Source organism: Alcanivorax xiamenensis (assembly GCF_009846745.1).
Taxonomy (GTDB): domain Bacteria; phylum Pseudomonadota; class Gammaproteobacteria; order Pseudomonadales; family Alcanivoracaceae; genus Alloalcanivorax; species Alloalcanivorax xiamenensis.
On the sequence record NZ_AQPF01000045.1, the window covers coordinates 1 to 22,434 of the forward strand.

Here is a 22,434-nt window from a genome sequence, read left to right on the forward strand (position 1 = left end):
TCCGCAACGCCCGCAGCCCCGGGTTTTGACTCTAGCGTCAGGCGTCCGGCGTCTGGCCGTTTTCCTACTGGTAAGAACCTTCCCGGATTCTTATGCTCTAAGCCTCACTCACTTGTTTTTGGTTAACGGGACGGATCATGGCGAATCAGCGGCAGCAACTGGAGCAGTGGACCACCGTGGTGGCGGACACCGGCGATATGGAGATGATCGCCGCCCTCGCCCCCTGTGACGCCACCACCAATCCCTCTTTACTGCTGGCGGCGGCGCGGGACAGCCGCTATCAGTCCCTTCTCACCCAGGCCCGGAGCTTGGCCACGGAAATGGGCCGCGGCCACGACCTGACCTGGTGCAGTGACGCCTACGCCTGCCTCGCCGGGCAAGCGGTGCTGGAGCACGTTCCAGGGCTGGTTTCCACCGAGGTCGACGCCCGCCTGTCCTTTGACACCCGCGCCACGGTGGAGCGGGCGCGGCGGCTGATGGCGCTGTACCGGGAACTGGATGTGGACCCGGATCGCATCCTGATCAAAATCGCCGCCACCTGGGAGGGCATCGAGGCCGCCCGTATCCTCGAAGAGGAAGGGACTCGCTGCAACCTGACCCTGGTGTTCTCTCTGGCCCAGGCCCTGGCCGCCGCCGAGGCCGGCACCACGCTGATCTCCCCGTTCGTTGGCCGGATCCAGGACTGGCACGTCAAACGCGGCCTCGACATCCAGCACATCGACGACGATCCCGGCGTACAGTCGGTATGCGGTATTTTCCGTACCCTCAAGGCACGCGGGCTGGAAACCATCGTCATGGGCGCCAGCTTCCGCAACGCCGATCAAATCCGCGCCCTGGCCGGCTGTGACCGTCTCACCATCAGCCCGGCCCTGCTGGAAACCCTGGCCGCCGACGAGAACCCGTTGACCCAGGCTCTGGACGCCGCCGACGTGGAACCGGACGAAGACTGGACACCGATCAACGAGGCGGATTTTCGCTGGGCGCTGAATCAGGACCCCATGGCCAACGACCTGCTCACCGACGGCATCCGCCGCTTCGCCGCGGATCAGGTCGCGCTGGAAACTTTGCTAAGCGAGGAGGAACGTGCCGCGTGAACTGGATTGCCCGCCTGTTCGAACCCCACACCACCCGGGAACCGGTAACGGAGCTGGATTTACACCGGGCCGCCGCCGCCCTGCTGCTGGAAGTGGCACGCACTGACGGCCAGATTGACGAGCGTGAAAAACAAAGTCTGTTCAAGGCGGTGCGCCAGCGCTGGCAATTGGACAGCGACGAACTGGAAGAGATTGTCGCCGAGCTGCATGAGAGGGTGGAAGGCGCCACCGATCTGTATGAGTTCACCAGCCCGTTGCGCGAGCATTGGGGGCCGGAACCCCGGGCCCGTCTGATCGAGGACATGTGGGCCGTGGCCGCCGCCGATGGTAAAGCGGACGTGCACGAAGAGCACCTGATCCGCCGGGTGGCGGACCTGCTCTACGTTTCTCACGGCGATTATATTCGAGCCAAACTCGCCGCCACCGGCGAACAGTGACCCTCGCGGATCACCATTGCGGTTCCGACTCCGCCCCCTGCTCCTCTGACGGCGCCGTTTGTCCTTCGGCTTTCGGTGCCGGTCCCGGCACCCGGCTCAGTCCTTCCCCCTTCATGCGCTGAGTGATGTAGAAATTACGCAGGAAGGTGTAACGGTCGCCGATGATGTTGCGCTCCAGATCAAGCAGATCGGCCCGCAGATCCACCGCGTACACCGCGCTGAAGATGAGACGATCGGTGGTGTCCTCAAGCAAATAGTGAGACAGCCGCATATAGTCTTCCGGCCAGATAGTGGCGGCGTCCCGAACGGTGGACGGGCCAAACAGCGGCAATACCAGATAAGGACCGGAGTCAACGCCCCAGCGCGCCAGCGTCAGACCCAGGTCGGTCTTATGTTTCGGAATGTCCAGTTCCGACGCCACGTCAAACAGGCCGGCCAATCCGAGCGTGGTATTCACCGAGAAGCGGCCGAAATTGTCCCGCGCCTGTCCCCAGCGCCACTGGAGCACGTTATTCAAGCCGCTGCGAAAATCCTGCAGGTTGGCGAAAAAACGTGTGAAGGTATCGTCCAGCCATTGCGGAGTAATGAATCGATAGCCCTTGGCCGCCGGCTTCAGCGCGTAGCGATCCACGAACTCGTTGAAGCCGAACATTTTGCGGTTGAAGCCCTCCCAGGGATCGATCTCCTCCCAGTCCATGGCAGGGCCGGCAAAGGGATCATCCAGGTCACCGGAACCGGAGGCGGCCCAGTCATCGCCACCGTCGCCCCAACCATCATCCACGGCCGGGGCGCTTTCCCCCCAATCGTCTCCGCCATCAGCGGCGGCGGACTGGGCGGACAAGGCAGCCGGAGCGTCATCAACGGCGCTTTCCACCGCGCCTTCCACATTACCGCGTTCAGCGTCGGCGGCACTCACCGCTTCCGGCGGCACCGACGGCGCCTGAGTTTCACTGGTATCCCGGGGCGTCTGCGCACACCCAACCACCAGGCCAGCGAAAGCCAGCAGAATCCATTTACGCACAAGCAATCCTCTGTTCGTTGGTGAGCGCATTATAGGCACGTCCGTGCTATCACTCCCAGGCTCCGATCACAGCTTCCTTCGCCGGAGAGCCATACCGGACGGGAGCGCAATTCAGCGTGCGCCCAGAATCACGTCCTTGCCGCGCAGCTGCTCCAGCAACTCAACGGCGAAACCCCGCAACGCACTCTGGTCGGCAAAGTTCAACTCTTCCGCCAGTATTGTCAACACAGCTTCGCCTCGCTCTTCGGGGCAGGCCGCCATCAATTGCAGCATGCGGGCGGTAGCGGGGTTCAATTCGGTGAAGTGGACCCGATCATCACGCCCCCGGTGAATAAGCAACCACACCGGTTCCGGCAGGGGCTGCTCAGGACGATAGTCCAGACCGATCCGGTGGACAGGGAAGCGGTAGCCTTGCAGCACATGCAGAGGATTGAGCACCGGCACCCCGGCGAGCAAATCGCCGCCGGGATCATAACCCCGTTCAGGGATCTCCTCGGTGGCGCTATCCAGCACCACCTCCATCCACTCGTAATGAGCCAGCTCCGCCAGATAAGGCGGATCCTCGGGATCCGGTTGATACTTCGTGGTCAGGAAAGCAACGAACTCTCCGGGAATTTCCAGAAAATAAGGGGAATTGCTGCGGTGAGAGTGAAAAAAGGCGCGCACCAGAGCCCGCCAGCGGACTTCCGGTAAAACGCCGTGCAGGACCGGGAAGCCCTGGCTCAGGATGCCATGCACATTATTGAAAAAGAGATCCCGGTATATCGCCAGACGACGCTCCTCCAGACCTTCCGGAGCGGCATGTTGGTCCGGATCGCGCAGATGGGCGGCGAAACGCTGTTGCACGGTAACCAGGTCCGGTCCGCTCATCCACAACTCCTGTCCGGTTTCCGGGCCCGGCTTTCCACTTGCCGCTGAGTTTCGCCAATGCGAGCCAACTCCGCGAACAGGGTCTGGTTGTCAGGGAAATTGAAATCCCGCTCCAACAACGTCGGCAGCACCCCGAAGCGTTGATAAGCGTGGTCCAGCAAGGCCCACACCGGCTCGATCACGGCACTGCCATGGGTATCCACCTTGAGATCCTCGGCCTCGTCGTAGTGACCGGCGATATGCACATAGCAGATCCGCTCACCGGGCAGACCGTCGATGAAACCATGGGGGTCGTAACCATGGTTAATGCCGTTTACATAGGCGTTATTGACGTCCAGCAACAGACCGCAGTCGGCCTCCTCGAGCACCGCGCGAATGAACGCCAGCTCGGTCATTTCCGCGGGACCGCCGGGTGGCGTGTAATAACTGACGTGCTCAATACCAATCGGGCGTTCAAGGAAGTCCTGCACCCGCCGGATACGATCGGCGACGTAACGCACCGCCTCACCGGTAAACGGCATCGGCATCAGATCATAAAGATGACCACCGTCGCTGCAGTAGCTCAAATGTTCGGTATAACAGCGGATTTGATGTTCATCGAGAAACCGTTTGACCGCGGCCAGCAACTCAAAATCCAGCGGATGGGGGCCACCCAGGGACAGGCTCAGACCGTGGCAAACGAACGGGAAGCGTTCAGTGAAACGACGGAATTCCCGGCCCAGGCGACCGCCCATGGGGATCCAGTTCTCCGGCGCCACTTCCATGAACTGGAACGGCACTTCCTGGCACTGCGAAAGCGGGCCCATCAGGGCCCGCCGCAATCCCAGGCCGGTTCCATCGACCGCGGCTCGGGATGTCATCGTCGGACTCCGGGATCAGGCGGCGCCGCCGCATTTCCCTTCGCCGCATTTCCCTTCGGCGCCCTTCTCCTCTTTCTCTCCGCAGCTGCCTTCCGCCTTTTTATCGCCACCACAGCGGCCTTCCGCATTCTTGTCGCCATGATTGTCGGCCAGTTGATAGCCACCACCCAGATCGGAAGTTGCAAACGGGTTTTCGACCGCCTGCGCGGTGACCGGCAAGGACATCGCGGAAGCAACGAAGGCCGCGCCCACGGTGGCCGCCAGAGGATTGAGTTTGCTCAATTTAGCCATGTTTCGTCTCCTGATTCGCTCGGTTAATGCGAAACCCCGCCGGACCGGAGGGTCCGGTTCATGGTTTCGACACTATAGTGATGCACGCCGGGAGTAAACGTTACATGAAGGACCTCGATAAACCGCTGGGAGCGAGCGGTGGTCACAAAAAATCGCCGGGAGCGATTTTTGACGTCGCCTTGGCGACGGCCCATAGGGTGACCGCCATGGACGGTGGTCACAAAAAGGCACATTGATTCGCTGCCAAGGCAGCTTCCCACGGAGAGCGCTACGGAGTCGTGGGAAGCTGCCTTGGCAGCGAATGCAACGCGAATTGATCTCTCCAGGCCCAAACCAGCAAGACAAGCCATGAGGTGGTGGCGTGTCTGTGTGTCAGCGGTCTTTAAACCGGATTACTATAACGCCGGTTCAGCTTGCGCATACCACCGATCCAGCGGTCGTAGTCCGCGGTCTTGTTGCGCATGTATTCCAATACTTCAGGGTGCGGCAGAACCAGGAAAGTTTCCTCCTGGATCGCTTTCAGGCAAGCCTGGGCCACCGGTTCCGGCTCCATCATGCCGTTGATACTGGCGACGCCATCTTCCTTGCCCTTGGTCATGGCGGTGCGCACCGCCTGCGGACACAGTACCGATACCTTGATGCCGTCATCGCCATAGGTCAGCGCCAGCCACTCGGCCAGCCCCACCGCGGCGTGTTTGGTCACCGCGTAGGGAGCGGACCCAACCTGGGACAATAGCCCGGCGGCGGAAGCCGTGTTGAGCAAATAGCCGCCGCCACGGGCGGTCATCCTCGGCACCAGGTGCCGTGCCGCATAGACATGGGCCATGACATTGATATCCCAGATTCTCTGCCACACGTCGTTGCTCACTTCCGGCCCGCCACGGGTGGAGATGCCCGCGTTTGAGCAAAACAGATCGATCGGCCCTTCGCTGGCTTCCACCTCTTCGATCAACGCCTGGATCTCACTTTCCTCGGCCACATTGACCCGCCGGCCGATGCCGCCGATGGTGTCGGCGGTGGCCTGGGCGCCTTCGCCATCCAGGTCGGCGCAGACCACACGCTTGGCGCCGGCCTCGGCGAAACACTGCGCCAGCGCGCGGCCGATACCACCGGCGGCGCCGGTGACCACGACTATCCGGTCTTTAATATCCATGAATTTCTCCTGTTTCTGTTAAGACGCCGGACGCCGATAATGCGAAACCCACCCCAACACCCCTGCAAGCACTAAAAGCGCTTATTTATGACCGCCGTCCATGGCGGTCACCCTTCGGGCCGTCGCACAGCAACGTTAAAAATTGCTCCCGGCAATTTTTTATTTCCGCAATGCCCGCAGCCCCGGGTTTTGACTTTAGCGTCAGGCGTCAGGCGTCAGGCGTATTTCAGGCCCACATATGCGTACCGCCACAGACGGTCAGCGCCTGCCCGGTCATATACCGGCTGGCATCCGAGGCAAGGAACACCGACAGACCACTGAAATCCTCCGGCTCCCCCAAGCGACGCAGAGGAATCTGCGAATTGGCGCGGGCTTCCGCTTCCGGGTTGTCCCACAGTGCCTTGGCGAAATCAGTGCGTACCAGTCCCGGACAAATGGCGTTGGCACGGATGCCTTGGGGGCCATATTCCAACGCCAGATTACGAACCAGACCGATCAGCGCCAATTTGGACGTGCCGTACAAACCCAGCGTATCGGAAGGTTTGTAGGCACCGACACTGGCGGTAAACATCATCGAACCGTTGCCCTTCTCGATCATGTCCGGAACCACCAGGCGCGCCAGCCAGAGATTGGCCTGTACGTTGGTTTTCATAGTCTTTTCGTAGGCGTCGTCGGGAATCTCGGAAATCTTGCCGTAGAAAATATTGACCCCGGCATTGCCGACCAGAATGTCCACCGGCCCGGCAAGCTGGTGGGTTTTTTCCACCAGCGCTTCCAGTTCTTCCTTGCGGCCGGCATTGGCCGCCACCGCATGCACCCGTTCCGTGCCCACCGCCTGATTGATATCAGCGGCGGCCTGGTCGAGGGTCTCCTGCTTGCGCGCGGAGATCACCACGGTGGCGCCGTGGGCGGCGAGGGCCTGCGCCATCGCCTTGCCCATGCCCTTGGAGGCGCCGGTCATCAGCGCCACCTTGCCGCTCAGGTCGAAGAGTGAGGTATCGACCATGGCATCAGCCCCCGGATTGGTTGTAGCGGGTAACCTCGTTACGGGCGATGACGTTGTGATGCACTTCATCCGGGCCATCGGCGAAACGCAGGGTACGCTGCTGCATGTACATTTCAGACAGCGGAGACCATTGGCTGATACCTGTGGCACCGTGGATCTGCATGGCCTGATCGATGATCTGGCAGCACTTCTCCGGCACCATCGCTTTCGCCATGGAAACCCAGATCCGCGCTTCCTTATTCCCCATCACGTCCATCGCCTTGGCTGCTTTGAGGACCATCATGCGCATCGCTTCGATTTCAATGCGGGCGCGGGAAATGGTTTCCATGTTCTTGCCCAGGTCGATGATCTTCTTGCCGAAGGCTTCGCGGTTGAGACCGCGTTCCATCATCAGGTCCAGGGCCTTCTCCGCCGAGCCAATGGAACGCATGCAGTGGTGAATCCGGCCCGGGCCGAGACGGACCTGGGAAATCTCAAAACCACGGCCCTCGCCCCACAGGATGTTCTCCTTGGGTACCCGTACGTTCTCCAGCTTGATATGCATGTGGCCATGGGGGGCGTGGTCGTGACCGAACACGCACATCGGACCGATGATGTTCACCCCGGGGGTGTCCATGGGCACCAGAATCTGAGACTGCTGACGGAACGTGGGCGCGTCGGGGCTGGTTTTGACCATACAGATCATGATCTTGCAGCGCGGATCGCCGGCGCCGGAAATGTAGTACTTCTCGCCGTTGATGACCCACTCGTCGCCGTCCAGTACCGCGCTGGTTTCGATGTTGCGGGCATCGGAAGACGCCACTTTCGGTTCAGTCATGCCGAAACAGGAGCGAATCTCGCCGTTGAGCAGCGGCTTGAGCCACTTCTCTTTCTGTTCCGGAGTACCAACACGCTCGAGCACTTCCATGTTGCCGGTATCCGGCGCGGAACAGTTCAGGGTCTGTGACGCCAGCGGGTTCTTGCCCAGCTCGAAAGCAATGTAAGCGTAATCAAGGTTGGACAGGCCTTCCCCGGTTTCCGCGTTGGGCAGGAAAAAGTTCCACAGGCCATTGGCCTTGGCTTTGCTTTTGGCTTGCTCCAACAGTTCCAACTGGCCCGGCGCATAACTGAAGCGCTCGGCGCGACCTTCACCCAGACGGTGGTATTCCTCGGTGATTGGATCAACATTCTCACGAATATGTTGTTTCACCGCGTCCAGCAGCGGCTGCGCCTCTTCGGACATGGCGAGATTGTTCAGATTGGTATCGTTACCCATGGTTTTACTCCTCGATGTAAGAGAGACTGTTTACGATCTATTCACCGCCGCGCCGGCCTTTGCCTTTGCCCCACCAGAGCCTGCAGTCCGCGACGCCGCCTGGCGGGGTTCCAGCAGCAACGCGGTGGCGAATAGCGCGCAAACAGGCTCTCAGCGGTTCTTCCACTGTGGTGGGCGCTTTTCCACGAAGGCGTTGACGCCTTCCTTGAAGTCCTCGGTATGACGTAAGTCCTCGATCACCTCGCGGCTGTACGCCAGACTTTCCCGCAGACGTTCCAGTTCATCCAGATGATTGAGAACCCGCTTGGTCGCCTTCACCGATGACGGCGATACGGCACAAATTTCCTCGGCCTTCGCCAGGGCCGCGTCCATCAGCTCGTTTTGCGGATAGACCGCATTGACGAAGCCCAGCGCCTTGCCCTCGACGGCGCTCGCCTGACGGCCGGACAGCATCATCTCCACCGCCTGCTTGCGGCCGATCTGTCGACTCAGGCGCTGCACGCCGCCGGCGGCGGCGAACAAGCCGACCTTGACCTCCGGCAAAGCAAAGCGGGCGGTGTCGGCGGCCAGCAGAATGTCACAACACAAGGCGGTTTCGAATCCTCCGCCCATGGCAAACCCGTTCACCGCGGCAATCAGCGGCTTTTCCAGATCAAAGCGTGTTGACAGGCCGGCGAACCCGGTGGGCGGTGGCGTGCCCTTGCCCCCCTGGGCGGTGTACTTGAGATCGTTACCGGCGGAGAACGCCTTCTCGCCGGCACCGGTGAGCACCGCCACCCACAGATCATCGTCGGCGGCAAAGTCATCCCACACCCGGGACATCTCATTGTGCATGGGCGCGTGTACCGCGTTGTACACTTCCGGCCGGTTCATGGTGACGATCAGAATCGGACCCCGGCGTTCGGTTTTAACGAATTCATAACCCATATCAGTTTCCTTGCGCGGCGCTTGCCGCCGTATTTTTGTTGGTATCAGGCTTGTCGGTATCGGCGACGTTGCCAGTGTCCGGCTTACCCGGATCCAGCCTGGCCAGACAGGCGGCGCGAATCGCGCGCCGGTCGATCTTGTCGGTGGCGCCACGGGCGAGAGGACCGTCCTGCCACCAGAACCGCTCGGGCACCTTGAAGTGGGCAAGGTGTTCAGCGACACAGGCTTTCAATTCCGCTTCACCCACCCCGCTTCCACTCTTGAGTACCACCATGGCGCCGACGATCTCACCCAGACGCTCATCCGGGACCGAGAAGGCGCAGGCTTCCACGACCTCCGGGTGCTGATACAAAGCGTCCTCCACCTCCAGGCAGGCGATGTTCTCGCCACCACGAATAATGATGTCCTTTTTGCGATCGACGATATAAACCAGCCCGTCCTCATTCGCCCGGGCCATGTCACCGGTATACAGCCAGCCGTCCCGCATCGCCGCGGCGGTGGCTTCCGGCTGGTTCAGATAGCAGCGCATGTTGGCGGCGCTGCGTACCAGCAACTCCCCCACCTCGCCCGGCGGCAACGGGCGGTCCTGCTCATCGACAATACGCATCTCTTGCAACGGCGGCGTCAGGCGGCCGGCCGCTTCCGGGTTTTCCACATAGGGGGCGCCGGAAATAATGATGCCGAGCGCGTTGGTCTCGGTCATGCCCCAACCGGAAGCGATGCTGGCGGCGGGAAAGGCATCGGCCAGCCGTCCCACCTGGGCAGCCGGGCGTTTGGCACCGCCACCGCCGATGAACTCCAGCGACGGCAACGGCTGCTTCAGCCGGCGGGCGGTTTCCATCAGCTCCGCGGACTGGGTCGGAACGCCGACAAAACGGGTTACCTGTTCGGCGTTGATAACGCGGATTGCCTCTTCGGGATCCCACTTGTACATCAAATTCAGAGTGGCGCCGGCGGCGAGCCCCTGGATCAGATTCGAATTCAGCGCCGTGACATGAAACAGAGGCGTCACCACCAACGAACAGGGAGGTCGCGTCGAGGCCGGCGCGTCCGGATCCATCAGCGCCGGCAGCAACCGCAACATGATCAGCGAATAGACCGCCGAGACCAGCCCCCGATGGGTCAGCACCACGCCCTTGGGACGACCGGTGGAACCCGACGAGTACAGCACCGCGAAGTCGTCATCGGTGGCGATCGGCACTGTCGGCCAGGACGCCCGCGTCGCCCCTGCCAGCAAATCCGAATAGTTGTGTTCGCCTTTCACATCACGAACCGCGAACAGCGTCAGCCCCAGACGTTGCGCGAACGGTTCGATACGTTGATAGCGATCGTGGTCGGCGAACACCATCCTCGCACCGCAGTCCTCCAGCGCGAACGCCAATTCTTCACCGGACCACCAGGCGTTCATCGGCACCACCACCGCGCCAATCGCGGTAATCGCCAGTAGCAACAGCGGAAATTCCGGATAGTTGCGCATCGCCAGAGCCACCCGCTCGCCGGGCTGGACACCCAAATCGGCAAGTGCCCCGGCGAGGCGATTGACTTCGTCGACCAGACGCGGGTAATCCCAGCGCTCGTCACGATAAATCAGCACATCACGCTCACCGTAAACCGATTCCACCGATTGCAGCACTTCACGTAAATGCGCCGGCGCGTTGGCGAAAACCGGATACCGTTGTCCCCGAATGTCTGTTTCGGTCACGGCGAAACGGGGATCCGTGGCGGTAATGTGGGCCACCGCCTGCTCCAGGGTCAGCGCCGATGCCGGATCATCGGCCACCGACGCGCCCTGGGCGGCGATCTGCTTGTTGTCCCATTCTGACATTTCTTGTTCTCCCGGCCCGTCAACGTCTCACGCCACTGCGCGGGCTGACGTTTGTCAGGCAAACGCTACGGCGGATCGGAAGGTGATGTCAAGCCGGAGCCGAAGATTCGTTCAAACACATTGACCCGGGCGCCGCTGGTTCCTAGTATTTTCATCCTGACAAACGTCAGCCATAACTAATTTGAGAGCTGTTCAAGGGCTTATTCGGCGGCGCACCAAGCCGATTTCAGGGCGCCACCAGCCTGATCATGCCTCCCCCCGGGGCCGGGCGAGGCCGATACGAATGAAGCCAATTCGAGCAGATGGCTTTTATCTGAGAGACATGGATATGAATAACAACGCCACCACCACGGGACCGCAACTGGTCTCGCCTTTGCCCGCCCACCGCATCGATGCCGATGCGCTGGCCAACTGGTTGCGAGCCGCCCTGCCGGAAGCCGTTGACGGGCTTACCGTGGAGCAATTCCAAGGCGGCATGTCCAATCCCACTTATTTGATCAGCACCGCCAGCGGCAAGCGTTATGTGCTGCGCAAGAAACCGCCGGGCAAACTGCTGCCCAAAGCCCACGCCGTGGATCGCGAACACGCCGTCATGCACGCGCTGGCGGACACCGGCGTGCCGGTACCCCGTATGCTGGCCTACTGCGAAGACGCCAGCGTGATCGGCGCCGAATTTTTTGTCATGGAATTCATCGAAGGCCGGATCGTGCCTCCGCCGTCAATGGACCCGATTCCACGAGATCAGCGCCCGGCCACCGCCTTCGCGCTGATCGACACGCTGGCACAGCTGCACGGCGTGGACTGGCAGGCGGTGGGTCTGGAACGTTTCGGCCGGCCGGAAGGTTATTTGAAGCGCCAGACCAGCCGCTGGGCAACACAATACGAAGGTGCCAAGTCCGCCTTGCCGGCGGATTTCGATTACTCACAAATGGACTGGTTGCGTGACTGGCTCCTGGAACACACCGATACCAGCGTGAAGGACGAAACCACCATCGTTCATGGTGACTTCCGCCTTGGCAATACCATCCTGCACCCTACCGAGCCCCGGATCATCGCCGTACTCGATTGGGAACTCTCCACCCTTGGTCATCCACTGGCGGACCTGTCCTATCTCTGCATGCCCTACCACCTGCCGACGGACCTGCCCAACACCAAGGACTTGCTGCAAGCGGGACTGCCACCGGAACAACAGATGCTGGAACGCTACTGTGAACGTACCGGGCGCGATGGCATTCCCGAGTGGCCGATCTACATGGCGTTTTCCTTCTTCCGCAGCGCCGCCATCATCCAGGGGGTGGCCGCGCGCGCCGCCCAGGGGAACGCCAGCAGTGCCAGCGCCGACCCGGAACGTGATGGCGCCCGTGCCCGGCGGGTAGCGGAAGTAGGCGCCGAAATCGCCCGTTCACTGGGCTGATACGGCAGCTCCCGGGTCGTACCGGAACCGCCCACGTGCCACTCATCCGCACGCGGGCGGCCGTATACGGAGCACCCCGGCCCATCATCCGGCCATCGAACAACACCAGATCATCAAGATACCGATTATTAAAAAATAAAGGAGTGTCCCATGAAGCTATGCACCAGGAGCAGCGTGCTGGTCCCCGTTCTGTCCATCACCATGTTGGCATCCGGCACCGTCAGTGCCGCACAGGACAACGCCGACTTCGAATGGCCCCGTTTATTGGTAATCGGCGCGGCGGGCACCTCTTCTTCAAGCTTTGCCTTTACCAACGGTTGGGCTCCGGTTCTGCAAAAACAGGTCGGCTCGGTGGTGCGGGTAGTCCCCGAAGACAACGATTCCATGCGTTATCGCCGTCTTACCGAACGGCGTGATATCACCATCAGTTCCGTTTCTTCAGCGGACATGCGCTTTCAGATCGAGGGCATCGATGGTTATGCCGCCACCAGACCCGCCGCCCAGCGCGTGTTATGGCATGGCAATGACACTCCCTGGGGTTTTGTCACTTCCGGAGATTCCAAACTGCAATCCCTGGAAGACCTGAAAAAGGGAGGCTACCGTGTCGCCAAAGGGGTTTTCGCTCCCGCCATGGTGACCGCGGTCGCGGATGCGCTACCCGCTTTCATCGGTCTGTCAGACGCCGACGCGAAAAAGGCTCTAAGCTACGTTCCCGTTAGCAGCTATGCGGAAAACTGCCGTTCCGTGGTTGAGGGCAAAGCGGACGTTGCCTATTGCTCCCCGGTCAGTTCCGTACTCTCGGAAATGGAAGGCGCCCCCGGCGGTATCCGCTGGCTGCCGATGAACCAGGACAATCAGGAAGGCTGGGCCCAGTATCTGAAGCACAGGCCAATGGTGACCCCCTCAAAAATGGAAATGGGCGTTTCCAGTGCTCGCGGTGTGGAGGGTTCCACCTCCAACTTTGTCTACGCGGTGCCCGCGGATACCGATGAGGAATTCGCCTATCAGATGGCCAAGTGGTTCCATCAGTCCTACGACACCTATAAAGGGACTCATCCATTGGCAGCGAGGATGTCCTTGGAACAGTTCCGCCTGTACCTCGACCGCTCTCCGTTGCCGGTTCACGAGGGCACCGTCAAATATTTGCGCGAAATCGGTGCCTGGAGCGAACAGGATGACGCCTGGAATGAACAGGCGAAAAACAAGATGGATCAATGGGTACAGGCTCGACAGACGGCAATGACGGAAGCCGCCAAGGCCGGCGTAAAAATGGATTTCCAGAACCAGGCCTTCCTCGACATCCTGAATCAGCACACGCGGAACCTCGAGGGCTTCAAATCCCGTCTATAGCCCGCAGTATTCCGGTACCGGCCGGCCCCTGAGCCGGTACCGTCAGCATTTTCGCCATTCCGGAATTCTCCGGCAAAACAAATACCCCGCTCACTTTTCCCAGGGCGCGACGGAATATCGCGTCACGGTTTCCCTGATCCGCCCCCTTTTTTGCAAGCCCGTTAAAACCCAACAAGGGTCAAACTGCATGACCTTTATTCGAAAGTTCTTTAAGAAATCTTGGAAAAACAGCCATTTTATAACTTGAAATATGGATTAGCGGCAGTTTAACCTGACAATCGTCAGGGGGCGAATGAAGGCCTCGCGAACCAAGGCCCCAAAGCAGCAGGCCCCTGACATATAAAATCGGCTGTACCTCGGGAGAGCAAATCGGACAAGAGGCTGACCAAGCGCCGGATAATCGAAAAATTTTCATTCGGAAACGTGTGAACCATTAGAGAACAATAAGGAGTCACTCATGAAACTTCGAACCCTGAGCGGGGTTATCGTCCCTGCCCTGTCCGCTGCGGCACTGCTGGCATCTTCCGCCACCTTAGCCGACGACACCAATTTCGAATGGCCAAGACTGTTGGTGGTGGCAACGCCCGGTACCGGTTCCGCCAGCTTTGCCTCAACCAATGGTTGGACACCGGTACTGCAAAAAGAGGTGGGCTCCGTTGCCCGGGTGGTCCCCGAGGACAATGAATCAATGCGCTATCGGCGCCTGACCGACCGCCGTGATGTTGCGATCAGCTCCGTCTCCGCCGCCGAAATGCGCTTCCAGATTGAAGGGATCGGCGGCTATGCGTCCACCAAGCCGGTCGCGCAACGGGTACTCTGGCATCACAACGATACCCCCTGGGGCTATGTAGTCTCCGGTGACTCCGACTTACAATCCCTCGAGGATCTCAAGAAAGGCGGCTATCGTGTCGCCAAAGGTATGTTTTCGCCGCCCATGATTGCCGCCGTCACCGGCGCTCTGCCGGCGTTCATCGGACTCTCCGAAGCTGAAGCGGAAAAAACGCTCACCTATATTCCCGCCAGCAGTTATGCGGAAAACTGCCGCTCCGTGGTGGAAGGCAAAGCCGATGTGGCCTACTGCGCGCCCGTCAGTTCAGTGCTGTCGGAAATGGAGGGGGCCCCCGGCGGCATCCGCTGGTTGCCGCTATCCCGTGACAACAAGGCCGGCTGGGATGGCTATCTGAATCACCGGCCGATGTTGATCCCCACCGAAATTGAACTGGGTGTCTCCACCGCCCGTGGCGTGGACGGCGCGACGTCCAACTTCGTCTACTCAGTGCCGGCGGACGCGGATGAAGACTTCGCCTACCACATGGCCAAGTGGTTCCATGAATCCTACGACGGCTATAAGGGTTCCCATCCCATGGCCGCGCGCATGTCCCTTCAGCAATTCCGCGCCTACCTGGACCGCAGCCCCCTGCCGGTTCACCCCGGCACAGTGAAATACCTGCGTGAAATCGGCGCCTGGACGGAACAGGATGATACCTGGAACAAGGCCGCGGAGGAGCGCATGGATCAATGGCTGCAAGCCCGCCAGGCCGCCATGGACGAAGCTCGCAAAGCCGGTGTGAAAATCGAATTCCAGAATCAGGCGTTCCTGGACATCCTCGATAAACATACACAGGACCTCGAAGGCTTCAAGTCCCGCCTGTAACACCACGACGGTACCGGCTCGCACCACGCGGCCGGTACCACTCCCCTACCCTTTCACTCACGTGTTTGCTTGAGCGGAACCTCATGAACGAGATTACCTCACCGCCGGAAGACAACGCGCCGCAAGGCGAAGCCACCCGTTTAGGCGACTTGTATTCCTGGCAAAGTCTGCTATTCGTACTGCTCAGCGTCGGTGGCCTGGCCATCGGTCTGATCTATATATTCGGCTTCACCTGGAATGGCGAGCGACTGTTGGAAGGTCAGTACTACTGGCTGTTTATCGGTCTGTTCGTATCCGCCGCTTTCATCGCCCTGCCGGCCCGCAAGGGGCAAAACACCATCCCATTCTATGATTTGATTGCCGCGGCCTTGTCTCTGGGCATCAGTTTCTACTTTTCGCATTACGCCTGGGATATGGTCCAGTCAGGTTGGAACAACGTGACACTCGGCGCGGTGATGTGGTTGCTGATGCTGGAAGTTGCCCGCCGCAGCGGGGGGTTGCCCTTCCTTCTGGTGGTGCTGGTCCTCGGCCTCTACCCACTGGTCGCTGATCGCCTGCCCGGCCTGTTGATGGGGATTCCCTACGATTTTGATCGCATGATCGAAGCCCATATCTTCCGTGCCGAAGGTATGATGGGCATTACCACCAAGATCGTGGCGGAAATCATTCTCGGCTTTCTGGTGTTCGCCGGCGTGCTCATCGCCACTGGTGGCGGCGCCTTCTTTATCGACCTGGCCAACGCCGGTTTTGGCCGCTACCGTGGCGGGCCAGCCAAGGTATCCGTGGTCGCCAGCGCCTTCTTCGGCAGCCTCTCCGGCTCTATCTTTTCCAACATCGCCGGTACCGGATCGATCACCATTCCGACCATGAAAAAAGTCGGCTATCCGCCTCATTACGCTGGCGCCATCGAAGCCTGCGCGTCCACCGGCGGTGTGCTGATGCCTCCTGTCATGGGAGCCATCGCGTTCGTCATGGCGATTACCATCGGAGTGGACTATGCCACCGTCATGGTGGCCGCGATCATTCCCTCTCTGTTGTTCTATTTCGGCCTGCTGCTACAAGTCGATGCCTACGCCGCCCGTGCCGGTCTGAAAGGCGTACCCCGCGATCAACTGCCATCGGCACGGGAGGTGCTGAAACGGGGCTGGCCGTTTATTTCGGTACTGGTGTTTCTGATCTGGGGCCTGCTCTACATGCGTTGGGAATACTATGCGCCCTGGTACGCCTGCGTTCTCATGGTGGCGCTCTCCTTCCTGCAGAAGGAAACCCGCATGACCCCGAGACGGCTGTATGAAACCCTGCGGCAAATTGGCGTGCTGGTGACACAAACCGCCGCCATCATTCTGCCGATTGCCTTCGTGGTCAGCGCGCTCACTATCACCGGCGTCACCGGCGCCCTCACCTCCGGTCTGGTCAGTCTCGGCGGCGGTAATATTTTTCTGATTATTTTCTTCGGTGTCCTGGCCTGCTTCGTCATGGGCATGGCCGGCCTCGCCATCGTCGCCTACATTTTCCTGGCGGTGACGCTGGCGCCGGCGATCATCGATGTCGGCGGTCTCAATACCATCGCGGTGCACTTCTTCATCGTCTATTACGCCATGCTATCGGTGATCACACCGCCGGTAGGCGCCGCCGCTTTCCTGGCCGCCACCATCGCCGGCGGCAAGCCGATGCAGACCTCCTTCACCGCCATGCGCCTGGGGGTGGTGATCTACTTCGTGCCCCTGTTTTTCCTGTTTCAACCAGCGCTGGTCCTACAGGGTGATCTGACACCGCTGATCTACGTGCTGCCGTCAATCATCATTGGCATCATGTTGATCTCCGGGGGGCTGGAGGGGTATCTGCTCGGCGCCGGCCGGGTGCGTCCCTGGCTGCGTTTTCCGCTGATCGCGGCGGGCTTCGCCTTCAGCTTCCCGGGACTGATGACCACCGTTATCGGCGGCGTCGCCTCGGCAGTGCTGGTGGCATTGGTCTGGAACGATAATCGCCGGCTGGCGCAGACCGCGTAATTCATCACCGCCAGAACCAAAGTGCCCGCGGCGATAATGCCGCGGGCACGGAAGGGGCTACGAAGCCACTGTGGGAAGCTTGCTTGCACGCGAATGGGCTTCCGACCCCAGAATTCGCTTGCAAGCAAGCTTCCCACAGCGGCGCTGTAGCGACCCACGATGGAGGGTAGTGCCGTTTTCCTTTAAATCGCGATAAAACACGTCACGCCAGTGTCAGGCGCTATCCTTGCCGGACGGATTGCCCATCGAATTTTCACGCGCCAGTTGATCCAGCATGGCCGCCACCCCGGCGGACACCGTGCGCAGGATGACCTCGTCATCCACTTCCTTGTTAAGCCAATCCCGCATCGGCGCGAACGCGCCGAGAAAAATAATCAGGTTCGCCAGCACCTCCGCGCGAGGATCCTCCTCGGACAACCTCGCCCGTTGACGTAAACGCGCGGCCAGTCCTTCAATTACCGCCCGGTCACGCGCGCGCATGGCACGGCGGTCATCCTCCTGCAGATAAGGCACCGAACGGTAGATCAGCAGTGTGCCCCGGCGCTTCTTGGTCCAGGTGTCCCGCAGATAATCCGCCACCGCGTCCGCGAACGGAGTGTCGCCGCTTTGATCCAGACGCTCAGCCAGGGTCGGCACATCCGGACGAAACCAAAGCTTGTTCAGCAAACGCCGCAGAATGTCGTTTTTATTGGCGATGTAGTCGTAAATACTGGCCTGGTTGACGCCGGAGCGGGCACAGATATCGCGGATCGTGGTGGAAGCAAATCCCTTCTCCAGAAACAGTTCCAGAGCGGCATCACAAATCTGATTGCGACGCGTCTCGATCAGTGTCGTATCCTGAACGCCATCAACCACGGCCTCCGCCAACTGCTCGCCGTTCGAGGTCTGCCTAGCGCCTCGTTTTTTATCCGCTGACAAGCGTTTTCTCCAATAGAAATGAGGGTTTTTCGAGGTTAGCACAGCGTCTCGGGAGGCGGAAGAAACAGTGGCGGGCAAGCCGCCACGCCCCTACAGCCCGGCCACACACAAATAACGGGTTTCCAGGAATTCATCGATGCCGTACACCGAGCCTTCACGGCCAATTCCCGATTCCTTGACACCACCAAAGGGCACCGTCTCCGAAACGAAACGCGGCGTGTTGACGCCGACCATGCCGTATTCGAGCTGCTCGTTGAGCCGGAAAATCCGCCCCAGGTCCCGAGTGTAGGCATAGGCCGCCAGTCCATAAGGGGTATCATTGGCGAGCCGGATGACCTCCTGTTCATCACTGAACCGATATACTGGCGCCACCGGGCCGAAGATCTCGGTATTGAACACCTTCATTGCCGGAGTGACATCGCCCAGAACGGTCAACGGATAGAAGGTTCCTCCCAAACCGGCATCACCGCCACCGCCGGTCACCACCGTGGCACCCGACGATACCGCGTCGTCCACCAGAGCCGACACCTTTTCAAACGCCGCCGGATTGATCAGTGGCCCCTGGGTCACGCCATCCCTGGTGCCCTCACCCAACACCAGCGTTCCCACCGCCCGGGCAAGCCGTTCCAGAAAAGCATCGTAGACGCGCTCGTGCACCATGATGCGATTGGCGCAGATGCAGGTCTGACCAGTGTTATAGAACTTGATGGCGATGGCGCCGGCCACCGCCTCGTCCAGATCCGCGTCCTCGAACACCAGGAACGGCGCGTTGCCGCCCAGTTCCAGGCTGACTTTCTTCACCGTGGCCGCGCACTGAGCCATCAACAACTTACCCACCGCCGTGGATCCGGTGAACGACAATTTGCGTACCCGAGGATTGGCGGTCAGTTCTCCACCCACTTCCGCGCCATGGGAAGCGGTAACCACGTTGAAGACACCCGCCGGCACCCCGGCCCGCTCCGCCAGCGTCGCCAACGCCAGTGCGGACAGCGGCGTGTCCTCGGCCGGCTTGAGCACCACGGTACAGCCGGCCGCGAGAGCCGGGGCCACTTTGCGGGTGACCATGGAGGACGGAAAATTCCACGGAGTGATCGCCGCCACCACACCGACCGGATAGCGCGTTGCCCATTCACGGCGGCTGTTGTCCGCTGGCGGCAGAATATCCCCCATCACCCGCATCGCTTCCGCGGCGAACCAATCGACGAAATTGGCACCGGAAAGCACCTCCGCCCGGGCTTCCGCCAATGGTTTGCCCTGCTCCAAGGTAAGCAGCAAGGCCAGGTCGTCGGCATTAGCAACGATCTCCTGATGCCAGCGACGCAGAATCGTCATGCGTTCCCTGGCCGATCGGCGGCGCCAATCGGTGAAGGCAGCGCCGGCCGCCTCCACCGCGGTGCGGGCATCAACGGCCCCCATATCCGGCACCTGCGTCAGTAGCTCGCCAGTGGCCGGATTCTTGACGTCAAAAGCAAGGCCGGATCGCGCGTCACACCAGACACCATCGATCAGTGACTGGTGACACAGCAAGGTCGAATCCTGAAGTTCAGCGGACATAGCCGTCTCCGTGGGTAGTCTGAACAGTACCGGCGGGCGGCCTCGACCAAGGTTAGTCAAGCCGGCCTACCGCGCGGTATATTTAATTTACTACGGAAAGCACCATGAGGAGTGTCATGAGTGGTGTCATGAGTGGTGGCACGGTGGAAATCGTCGCCACGGACGATAGCCCTGCCCGCCAACTTGCCGTATATGATGTACAGCATACAAATACCCTGTCGATGCGGCCAACCCGCGTGACCGGCCCCAAAGACGTTACTTACAAGGACGCCAGCCATGACTGCAGAACAACAAAACGGCGTATCGGACAGCCGCCGCTTCGAATTCCAGGAGTTCGGCGGGCCGATCGCACCGCAAAGCTACGAGCTGCCCGCTCCCGCCGGCAATGAAGTACTGCTCAAGGTCAACTACTGTGGGGTCTGCCACAGCGACGTTCATCTTCATGACGGCTATTTTGAATTGGGCGGCGACAAGCGACTGAACTTCGCCATGCCGTTGCCGCTTACCCTGGGCCACGAGGTCATCGGCACCGTGGTGGCGGTGGGCGATCAGGTCACCGGTGTCAAACCCGGCGATCAACGCCTGATCTATCCGTGGATCGGCTGTGGTAAGTGCGGCGCCTGCCAGAAAGGCGAGGAAAATCTGTGTGTCGCTCCCGCGCACCTGGGCGTGAACAAACCGGGCGGCTACGCTGACCATATTGTCGTGCCTCACCCCCGCTATCTGCTCGATATCAGTGGTCTTAACCCCGGTGACGCCGCCACCCTGGCCTGCTCCGGGCTGACCACCTTCTCCGCCATCAACAAAGTGCTGCCGCTGGCGGATGACCAGTGGATCGTGGTGATCGGTTGCGGCGGCCTGGGCCAGATGGCGCTGCGTATCCTTCAGGCCATGGGCATCGGCAACGTGATCGGTATCGACGTTTCCGAGGAGAAACGCCAGTTGGCCCAGGAAAGCGGTGCACGCCACGGTTTCGATCCGAATACGCCGAAGTTGAGCCGGGTGGTGGCGGAAACCTGTCCGGGCACGGTGCAGGCGGCCCTGGACTTCGTCGGCAATGAGCAGACCGCTCAATTGGCGTTGAGTCTTCTCGGCAAGGGCGGCAAATACGTACCGGTGGGTTTGCACGGTGGCGAACTGCGCTACCCATTGCCGATCATTACCAACAAAGCGGTAAGCATCATCGGCTCTTACGTGGGCACACTGAAGGAACTGGAAGACCTGGTGGTTTTCGCTAAGGAGAAGAACCTGCCCCCAATCCATATCGAGCACCGTCCGCTGGAAGGCGCCGCGCAAGCGGTGGAAGACCTGGAAAAAGGTCAGGTGGCGGGCCGGGTAATTCTGGACGCGGGGAGCTAAACGCCGGACGCCGGACGCCGGACGCCGGACGCGAAACAGCTTGGATTTTATCCTTTAAGCGTCAAGCGTCTGGCGTCAAGCGTCCCGCATTCTTTACTTCACCCGTTTGACCACCACGCTGCCGATGGAATAACCGGCGCCAAAGGAGCAGATCACCCCCTTGCTGTCCACCGGCAGGTCGGCGTTGTGCTTGTGAAAGGCAATAATGGAACCCGCCGAGCTGGTATTGGCGTACTCGTCCAGAATGACCGGCGCTTCCTCTTCGCTCGGGTCGCGCCCCAGCACCCGGCGGGCGATGAACTGGTTCATGCTCAGATTGGCCTGGTGCAGCCACATCCGACGCAGCTCTTCCACCGGCAGGTCCAGATCGCTCAAATGGCCGCTGATCTGCTCGGCCACCATGGGACAGACTTCCTTGAACACCTTGCGACCTTCCTGGCGGAACAGTTTATCGCGGGCGCCGATGCCGGACGGATCGGCCCGGTTCAGGAAACCGAAGTTATTGCGGATATTGTTGGAGAACCGGGTTTGCAGCCGGGTGCCGAGAATCTCCCAGCGGTTGTCACTGGTGGCGTCCTCGGCCCGCTCCACGATCACCGCGGTGGCCACGTCACCAAAGATGAAGTGGCAATCGCGATCCTGCCACGCCAGGTGACCGGAACAGATTTCCGGATTGACCATCAGCACGCGCCGGGCGGAGCCATTGCGCACCGCGTCCACCGCGGCCTGGATACCGAAGGTGGCGCTGGAACAGGCCACGTTCATGTCATAGCCCCAGCCATGCTCCATGCCCAATGCCTGCTGCACTTCCACCGCCATGGCCGGATAGGCGCGCTGCATATTGGAGCAGGCCACCAGCACGGCATCCAGATCGTCAGCTGTCAATTTGGCGTTCTCCAGTGCCTGACGGGCGGCGTTGACGGCGATTTCCGCCTGCACCGAGAGCTCGTCATCGGAGCGCTCGGGGATACTCGGGCACAACCGTTCGGGATCCAGGACCCCTTCCTTATCCAGCACATAGCGCTGTTTGATGCCCGAGGCTTTCTCGATGAACCCGGTGCTGGAAGGACTCAGAGCCTCCAGTTCACCGGCCTCGATGGCGGCAGCGTTGCTTTCGTTATAGAGCTGCACGTATTGGTTGAACGACGCCACCAGCTCGTCGTTGCTTATGGACTGCTGCGGGGTCCACAGTCCGGTTCCGCTGATCACTACGGATTGGGTCACTAACCTGTCCTCTCTGCAAAGGCGCATCGGGCGCCGCGACAGTAAATGATGTCATTATCCGGATTCAGCCCCGTGGGCGCAAAACCGATGTTTCGAAAGCGGGTTGATTACTCTCCCATCCGGGAACTTCGGACTATTCGCGGCCAAGGCCGCTTCCCACAAATTGCGCTGCGCAGCCGCTGTGGGAAGCTTGCTTGCAAGCGAATGGGCTCC

The 22,434-nt window shown here is 60.6% G+C and carries 20 protein-coding genes; 8 read left to right on the top strand and 12 right to left on the bottom strand.

What is annotated here, in order from left to right:
• Positions 1-137 precede the first annotated feature (137 nt).
• Complete coding sequence (locus A6D6_RS18090; RefSeq protein WP_159661479.1) at positions 138-1,094, top strand: transaldolase family protein; 957 nt, start codon at positions 138-140, stop codon at positions 1,092-1,094.
• Complete coding sequence (locus tag A6D6_RS18095; protein ID WP_159661480.1) at positions 1,091-1,531, top strand: tellurite resistance TerB family protein; 441 nt, start codon at positions 1,091-1,093, stop codon at positions 1,529-1,531. Before A6D6_RS18090 ends, A6D6_RS18095 begins: the two co-directional genes overlap by 4 nt.
• 10 nt (positions 1,532-1,541) lie before the next feature.
• On the opposite strand, the gene A6D6_RS18100 is transcribed toward A6D6_RS18095, so the two are convergent.
• The 4 genes from A6D6_RS18100 to A6D6_RS18115 form a co-directional block, all read right to left on the bottom strand.
• On the bottom strand, positions 1,542-2,552 hold the full coding sequence (locus A6D6_RS18100; protein ID WP_236564158.1) for an MlaA family lipoprotein: 1,011 nt from the start codon (positions 2,550-2,552) through the stop codon (positions 1,542-1,544).
• Positions 2,553-2,663: 111 nt separating this feature from the next.
• Entirely contained in the window at positions 2,664-3,422 is a 759-nt protein-coding gene (locus A6D6_RS18105; RefSeq protein WP_133493198.1) for an HvfC family RiPP maturation protein, read from the bottom strand.
• On the bottom strand, positions 3,419-4,282 hold the full coding sequence (locus A6D6_RS18110; protein ID WP_159661481.1) for an HvfB family MNIO-type RiPP peptide maturase: 864 nt from the start codon (positions 4,280-4,282) through the stop codon (positions 3,419-3,421). The genes A6D6_RS18105 and A6D6_RS18110 overlap by 4 nt, the downstream gene beginning before the upstream one ends.
• Positions 4,283-4,297: 15 nt before the next feature.
• Complete coding sequence (locus A6D6_RS18115; protein ID WP_159661482.1) at positions 4,298-4,573, bottom strand: HvfA family oxazolone/thioamide-modified RiPP metallophore; 276 nt, start codon at positions 4,571-4,573, stop codon at positions 4,298-4,300.
• 104 nt (positions 4,574-4,677) lie between these two features.
• Between A6D6_RS18115 and A6D6_RS22065 the strand changes: the two genes are divergently transcribed.
• Positions 4,678-4,809 (top strand): hypothetical protein, encoded by a 132-nt coding sequence (locus A6D6_RS22065; protein ID WP_255433187.1) that lies wholly within the window; start codon positions 4,678-4,680, stop codon positions 4,807-4,809.
• Between the two features lie 146 nt (positions 4,810-4,955).
• Here A6D6_RS22065 and A6D6_RS18120 read toward each other — a convergent pair whose 3' ends face one another.
• From A6D6_RS18120 to A6D6_RS18140, 5 genes are all read right to left on the bottom strand, one after another.
• On the bottom strand, positions 4,956-5,726 hold the full coding sequence (locus A6D6_RS18120; RefSeq protein ID WP_133493195.1) for an SDR family NAD(P)-dependent oxidoreductase: 771 nt from the start codon (positions 5,724-5,726) through the stop codon (positions 4,956-4,958).
• Between the two features lie 226 nt (positions 5,727-5,952).
• Positions 5,953-6,732, bottom strand: a complete 780-nt coding sequence (locus A6D6_RS18125) for an SDR family NAD(P)-dependent oxidoreductase (protein ID WP_133493194.1) — start codon at positions 6,730-6,732, stop codon at positions 5,953-5,955.
• 4 nt (positions 6,733-6,736) lie between these two features.
• Positions 6,737-7,987 (bottom strand): acyl-CoA dehydrogenase family protein, encoded by a 1,251-nt coding sequence (locus A6D6_RS18130; RefSeq protein WP_201303839.1) that lies wholly within the window; start codon positions 7,985-7,987, stop codon positions 6,737-6,739.
• A gap of 150 nt (positions 7,988-8,137) precedes the next feature.
• Positions 8,138-8,914 (bottom strand): enoyl-CoA hydratase-related protein, encoded by a 777-nt coding sequence (locus tag A6D6_RS18135; RefSeq protein WP_159661483.1) that lies wholly within the window; start codon positions 8,912-8,914, stop codon positions 8,138-8,140.
• Between the two features lies 1 nt (position 8,915).
• Complete coding sequence (locus A6D6_RS18140) at positions 8,916-10,739, bottom strand: class I adenylate-forming enzyme family protein (RefSeq protein ID WP_159661484.1); 1,824 nt, start codon at positions 10,737-10,739, stop codon at positions 8,916-8,918.
• 328 nt (positions 10,740-11,067) lie between these two features.
• On the opposite strand from A6D6_RS18140, the gene A6D6_RS18145 reads away from it, so the two are divergent.
• The 4 genes from A6D6_RS18145 (at position 11,068) to A6D6_RS18160 (ending at position 17,166) form a co-directional block, all read left to right on the top strand.
• Positions 11,068-12,153, top strand: coding sequence for a phosphotransferase family protein (locus A6D6_RS18145; RefSeq protein WP_159661485.1), 1,086 nt, complete (start codon positions 11,068-11,070; stop codon positions 12,151-12,153).
• A 150-nt stretch (positions 12,154-12,303) separates the two neighbouring features.
• Positions 12,304-13,503, top strand: coding sequence for a TAXI family TRAP transporter solute-binding subunit (locus A6D6_RS18150; RefSeq protein ID WP_159661486.1), 1,200 nt, complete (start codon positions 12,304-12,306; stop codon positions 13,501-13,503).
• Positions 13,504-13,960: 457 nt separating this feature from the next.
• Positions 13,961-15,157, top strand: coding sequence for a TAXI family TRAP transporter solute-binding subunit (locus A6D6_RS18155; protein ID WP_159661487.1), 1,197 nt, complete (start codon positions 13,961-13,963; stop codon positions 15,155-15,157).
• An 83-nt stretch (positions 15,158-15,240) separates the two neighbouring features.
• A complete protein-coding gene (locus A6D6_RS18160) occupies positions 15,241-17,166 on the top strand; it encodes a TRAP transporter permease (RefSeq protein ID WP_159661488.1) in 1,926 nt (641 codons plus the stop codon).
• Positions 17,167-17,379: 213 nt separating this feature from the next.
• On the opposite strand, the gene A6D6_RS18165 is transcribed toward A6D6_RS18160, so the two are convergent.
• Positions 17,380-18,084, bottom strand: coding sequence for a TetR/AcrR family transcriptional regulator (locus tag A6D6_RS18165; RefSeq protein ID WP_159661489.1), 705 nt, complete (start codon positions 18,082-18,084; stop codon positions 17,380-17,382).
• Between the two features lie 90 nt (positions 18,085-18,174).
• Positions 18,175-19,638: an NAD-dependent succinate-semialdehyde dehydrogenase gene (locus A6D6_RS18170; protein ID WP_159661490.1), complete on the bottom strand. Its 1,464-nt coding sequence runs from the start codon at positions 19,636-19,638 to the stop codon at positions 18,175-18,177.
• A gap of 276 nt (positions 19,639-19,914) precedes the next feature.
• Here A6D6_RS18170 and A6D6_RS18175 point away from each other — a divergent pair, with 276 nt between their 5' ends.
• Entirely contained in the window at positions 19,915-20,997 is a 1,083-nt protein-coding gene (locus A6D6_RS18175) for an alcohol dehydrogenase (RefSeq protein ID WP_159661491.1), read from the top strand.
• A gap of 93 nt (positions 20,998-21,090) precedes the next feature.
• Here the strand turns inward: A6D6_RS18175 and A6D6_RS18180 are convergent, their stop codons facing one another.
• Positions 21,091-22,221: a beta-ketoacyl-ACP synthase III gene (locus A6D6_RS18180; protein ID WP_201303840.1), complete on the bottom strand. Its 1,131-nt coding sequence runs from the start codon at positions 22,219-22,221 to the stop codon at positions 21,091-21,093.
• Positions 22,222-22,434 lie beyond the last annotated feature (213 nt).

Coding starts and splice junctions, on each gene's coding strand:
- A6D6_RS18090 (WP_159661479.1), top strand. CDS start 138: ATGGCGAATCAGCGGCAGCAACTGGAGCAGTGGACCACCGTGGTGGCG.
- A6D6_RS18105 (WP_133493198.1), bottom strand. CDS start 3,422: ATGAGCGGACCGGACCTGGTTACCGTGCAACAGCGTTTCGCCGCCCAT.
- A6D6_RS18110 (WP_159661481.1), bottom strand. CDS start 4,282: ATGACATCCCGAGCCGCGGTCGATGGAACCGGCCTGGGATTGCGGCGG.
- A6D6_RS18115 (WP_159661482.1), bottom strand. CDS start 4,573: ATGGCTAAATTGAGCAAACTCAATCCTCTGGCGGCCACCGTGGGCGCG.
- A6D6_RS22065 (WP_255433187.1), top strand. CDS start 4,678: ATGAAGGACCTCGATAAACCGCTGGGAGCGAGCGGTGGTCACAAAAAA.
- A6D6_RS18120 (WP_133493195.1), bottom strand. CDS start 5,726: ATGGATATTAAAGACCGGATAGTCGTGGTCACCGGCGCCGCCGGTGGT.
- A6D6_RS18125 (WP_133493194.1), bottom strand. CDS start 6,732: ATGGTCGATACCTCACTCTTCGACCTGAGCGGCAAGGTGGCGCTGATG.
- A6D6_RS18130 (WP_201303839.1), bottom strand. CDS start 7,987: ATGGGTAACGATACCAATCTGAACAATCTCGCCATGTCCGAAGAGGCG.
- A6D6_RS18135 (WP_159661483.1), bottom strand. CDS start 8,914: ATGGGTTATGAATTCGTTAAAACCGAACGCCGGGGTCCGATTCTGATC.
- A6D6_RS18140 (WP_159661484.1), bottom strand. CDS start 10,739: ATGTCAGAATGGGACAACAAGCAGATCGCCGCCCAGGGCGCGTCGGTG.
- A6D6_RS18145 (WP_159661485.1), top strand. CDS start 11,068: ATGAATAACAACGCCACCACCACGGGACCGCAACTGGTCTCGCCTTTG.
- A6D6_RS18150 (WP_159661486.1), top strand. CDS start 12,304: ATGAAGCTATGCACCAGGAGCAGCGTGCTGGTCCCCGTTCTGTCCATC.
- A6D6_RS18155 (WP_159661487.1), top strand. CDS start 13,961: ATGAAACTTCGAACCCTGAGCGGGGTTATCGTCCCTGCCCTGTCCGCT.
- A6D6_RS18160 (WP_159661488.1), top strand. CDS start 15,241: ATGAACGAGATTACCTCACCGCCGGAAGACAACGCGCCGCAAGGCGAA.
- A6D6_RS18170 (WP_159661490.1), bottom strand. CDS start 19,638: ATGTCCGCTGAACTTCAGGATTCGACCTTGCTGTGTCACCAGTCACTG.
- A6D6_RS18175 (WP_159661491.1), top strand. CDS start 19,915: ATGACTGCAGAACAACAAAACGGCGTATCGGACAGCCGCCGCTTCGAA.